The following is a 3,932-nucleotide window of genomic DNA, read 5'->3' on the forward strand; positions in this document are numbered from 1 at the left end:
GCCCGGAGGTGCGTGCACGCTGCGCCGCCGACATCGCCAACGCCGACAGCTACCGCCAGCTCGGCCAAGGCAACGAGCCGATCACTGGCAGCAGCGGGCAGACGCCGCGGCCCTTCACCAACGGATCCAACCCCGACCTGCAGCCGGAGACCTCGACCAGCCGCACACTAGGCCTGGTCTGGAGCCCCACGTTCGCCGAAGGACTGAACATCGCGCTGGACTGGTGGAAGATCCGCATCGAGAACACCATCGTCGCAGACCATCCCAACAACATCCTCCGCGACTGCTACGAGTTGGGCATCACCGAACGTTGCGACAGTTTCACCCGTGATCCTGAACTGGGCATCGTCGACAAGCTCAGCTACGGCAACCGCAACAGCGGGTTCCGCCAGGCCGAGGGCTATGATCTGGAAATCGGCCACCGGATCGAAACCGGCTGGGGCACGCTGCGCGCCGACTGGAAGACCACCTATGTGGTTGCCGCCGAGGAACGGACCACCAACGAGGCGGATGTGCCGCCGATTCCCAGCAATGGCATCGCCACCAACGGAGGCATCGGCTTCCGGGTCCGCTCCAACGCGTCGCTGGGCTGGGAGCATGGCAATGTCGGGCTCACCTGGAGCCTGCGTTACTTCTCCGCAGTCAAGGAACGCTGCCTGGACGCAAGCAGCCATCCGGACGAATGTTCCCATCCGGACCAGCGCGCGCCCTGGTACAGCGGCAACCGCGATTACAACCGACGCGGATCAGTCACGTTCCATGATGTCCAGGCGCGTTACAACCTGCCTTGGAGCGCCACCGTTTCAATCGGCGCCAACAATGTGTTCGCCCGCCGGGGCCCGATCCTGTACAGCCAGCCAAGTTCCAACTTCTCCTACTACGGCGGCTTTGACATCGGTCGTTTCATCTACATGAAGTACACCCAGCGCTTCTGATCCACGCGCTGTCGCAACACCACGACCACGGCCCTTCGGGGCCGTGGCTTTTTTTGTGCCGCTGAGCTGCGCAGGCACCGCCTCGCCCGGTCGTCATCGCGTTGTCGCAAAGCGGTCATGTCGGCTACATCGCCAGGCCCGAGCATGCGTAAAACCGGAGGCCCGCCATGCGCTATGCCATCGTCACCGAAACCTACCCGCCGGAGATCAACGGCGTCGCACTGACCGTGCAGGGCCTGGAGCAGGGATTGCGCGCCGCCGGCCACGAGGTCGACCTGATCCGTCCGCGACAGGTCAGCGAAGCACTGGATGCGGCGCCGGGCACCCTGCTGGTACCGGGCGCGGCCTTGCCGCGCTACCCCGGCCTGCGCTTCGGCCTGCCGGCACCGATCCGGCTGGGCCGGCACTGGCGACAGCAACGCCCCGATGCGGTCTACGTGGCGACCGAAGGTCCGCTGGGCTGGTCGGCACTACGCACCGCGCGCCGCCTCGGCATTCCGGTGGCTACCGGATTCCACACCCGCTTCGACGAATACCTGCCCGACTATGGCGTGGCGTGGCTGCAGTCGGCGGCAATGCGCTGGATGCGCCGTTTCCACAACCAGGCCGACGCGACCCTGGTGCCCACCCGCGAACTGCAGGAATTCCTGAGCGACCAGGGCTTCGAGCGCGTGCGCCTGCTCGCCCGTGCGGTCGACAGCCAGCAGTTCGACCCGTCACGCCGCGACCCGGCATTGCGCGAGGAATGGGGTATCGATGGCACGGGCCTGGCGGCGATCTACGTTGGCCGCATCGCCGCCGAAAAGAACCTCGGCCTGGCGGTGAAGGCCTTCCGCAAGCTACAGCAGGTGCGCCCGAAAGCGCGTTTCATCTGGGTCGGCGATGGCCCGGCGCGCGAGAAACTGGCGCATGAGAATCCCGATTTCATCTTCTGCGGCATCCAGCGCGGCGATGCCCTGGCCCGACACTTCGCCAGTGGCGATCTGTTCCTGTTCCCCAGCCGCAGCGAGACCTTCGGCAACGTGACCCTGGAAAGCATGGCAAGCGGCCTGGCCACGGTCGCTTTCGACTACGGCGCGGCCCGCGAGTACCTGCGCAACGGCGAGAACGGTGCCGCAGTGGATGACGACGAGCAGTTCGTGCAGGCAGCGGTGCAACTGGCTGCCGATGATGCCCAGCGCCGCGGGTTGGGTGGCAACGCGGCACGGGCGATGAAGCGGCTGCACCCGCAGCAGGTGGTGGCGGAGTTCGAAAGCCTGCTGGCGGAACTGGCCAGCGCGCGGAGGAGCGGACATGCGCACCACGCCGCTTGAGCTGCTGGCCGGTCGCGAAGCCCGGTTGTGCCGCCGCGCCAACCACTACTGCCGACGTCGCCGCGTGCGGCGCGTCTTTTCGATCATCAGCCGGCTCGGCGATGGCGTGTTCTGGTATGTGCTGATGGGCGCGCTGGTGCTCATCGATGGCTTCGACGGCCTGCGCGCATCAGTGCACATGGCCGCCACCGGCTTGGCCGCGCTGCTGCTGTACAAGGGCCTGAAACGCTGGACCCGGCGGCCACGGCCGTACGCGGCCGACCTGCGTATCCGTGCCTGGGTGGCGCCGCTGGATGAGTTCAGTTTCCCGTCCGGCCATACCCTGCACGCGGTGTCGTTCACCATCGTCGCGCTGGCCTACTATCCTTGGCTGGCGCCGCTGCTGGTGCCGTTCACCTTCGGCGTGGGCCTGTCGCGCGTAGTGCTGGGCCTGCACTACCCAAGCGACGTTCTGGCTGCCACCGGCATCGCTGCACTGCTGGCCTCGGCCAGCCTGGCCTGGCTGCCGTTGCCGGTGTGATGCCCTAGAATGTCCGCATGACCACGCTGTTCATCTCCGATCTGCATCTGGACCCCAGCCGTCCGGCCATCACCGACCTGTTCCTGCGCTTCCTGCGCGAGGAAGCGCCTGGCGCCGATGCGCTGTACATCCTCGGCGATCTGTTCGAAGCCTGGATCGGCGATGACACCCCCTCGGCCGCAGCCGACGCGGTGGCCGATGCGCTGAAGGTACTGTCCGACAGCGGCGTGCCGGTCTTCTTCATCCGCGGCAACCGTGACTTCCTGCTGGGCGAAGACTATGCCCGCCGCGCCGGCCTGCGCATCCTGCCGGACCCGTGCATGATCGAGCTGTACGGCCGCCCGGTGCTGCTGCAGCACGGTGACCTGCTGTGCACCGATGACATCCCCTACCAGCAGTTCCGTGCCCAGACCCGCGACCCGGTCTTCCAGGCGCAGTTCCTGTCGCAGCCGCTGGAAGCGCGTATCGCCTTCGCGCAGAAGGCGCGTGATGCCAGCCAGGCGCGCCAGTCGGAAATGAAGCAGGGCGACCGTGCGCAGTTCGAAACGGTCACCGACGTGGCCCCGGCCGAAGTGGAAGCCACTTACGTGCGCCACGGCGTGGACACGATGATCCATGGCCACACCCATCGCCCGGCGATCCACACCCTGCAGGCCGGCGGACGCAGCTGCACCCGCATCGTGCTGGGCGATTGGTACGAACAGGGTTCGGTGCTGCGCGTGGATGCCAACGGCTGGACCCTGGATACGCTCAGCCGCGCATGATGGATCACAGGATGCCAACCAAGGTTGGCATCTACCAGAGCAGGTGCACGCGCCCTGGTAGACGCCGACCCTGGTCGGCGCTTGGACTCAGCGGAAGGCCGCGATGGTGGCCTTGGTATTGACCAGCACGCGCTGGTTGTCGGCACTGCTGGCGATGCCCATCGGCACGCCGTTGTAGCTGATGTTCGGATTGGACCAGTAGTTCAGCCGCGGGCAGCCGGCCGAGCAGTCATAGGCCATGATCGTGCGCCAGCGCGATCCGCTGGCCGGCTCATAACGATAGCCATGGCCATAGGCATACGGCGACGTGCTCGGATCACTGGCGATGTCGTGCCGTGCGCTCTGCAGGTGGCCGATTTCATGGGCGAACGAGTAATAGCCGGTGGCGCAATCCCAGTAC

Annotated in this window: 5 protein-coding genes; 4 read left to right on the forward strand and 1 reads right to left on the reverse strand. The window is 66.5% G+C overall.

From position 1 onward, the window contains the following. The 4 genes from AC1VAN_RS14280 to lpxH all read left to right on the forward strand — a co-directional run. The coding region (locus AC1VAN_RS14280) for a TonB-dependent receptor domain-containing protein (protein ID WP_480986036.1) at positions 1-935 on the forward strand (935 nt) is incomplete at its 5' end. A 167-nt stretch (positions 936-1,102) separates the two neighbouring features. Continuing rightward, positions 1,103-2,248, forward strand: a complete 1,146-nt coding sequence (locus tag AC1VAN_RS14285; RefSeq protein ID WP_099841979.1) for a glycosyltransferase family 4 protein — start codon at positions 1,103-1,105, stop codon at positions 2,246-2,248. Then, entirely contained in the window at positions 2,229-2,768 is a 540-nt protein-coding gene (locus AC1VAN_RS14290; RefSeq protein WP_025878111.1) for a phosphatase PAP2 family protein, read from the forward strand. Before AC1VAN_RS14285 ends, AC1VAN_RS14290 begins: the two co-directional genes overlap by 20 nt. A gap of 17 nt (positions 2,769-2,785) precedes the next feature. Next, positions 2,786-3,532, forward strand: coding sequence for a UDP-2,3-diacylglucosamine diphosphatase (gene lpxH / locus AC1VAN_RS14295; RefSeq protein WP_025878109.1), 747 nt, complete (start codon positions 2,786-2,788; stop codon positions 3,530-3,532). 87 nt (positions 3,533-3,619) lie between these two features. On the opposite strand, the gene AC1VAN_RS14300 is transcribed toward lpxH, so the two are convergent. After that, the coding region (locus AC1VAN_RS14300; protein WP_480986037.1) for a M12 family metallo-peptidase at positions 3,620-3,932 on the reverse strand (313 nt) is incomplete at its 5' end.

Source organism: Stenotrophomonas sp. 05L44_2 (assembly GCF_056665995.1).

Bases quoted from the DNA above. Each gene is read 5' to 3' on its own strand.
- AC1VAN_RS14290 (WP_025878111.1), top strand. From the start codon at position 2,229: ATGCGCACCACGCCGCTTGAGCTGCTGGCCGGTCGCGAAGCCCGGTTG.
- AC1VAN_RS14285 (WP_099841979.1), top strand. From the start codon at position 1,103: ATGCGCTATGCCATCGTCACCGAAACCTACCCGCCGGAGATCAACGGC.
- lpxH (WP_025878109.1), top strand. From the start codon at position 2,786: ATGACCACGCTGTTCATCTCCGATCTGCATCTGGACCCCAGCCGTCCG.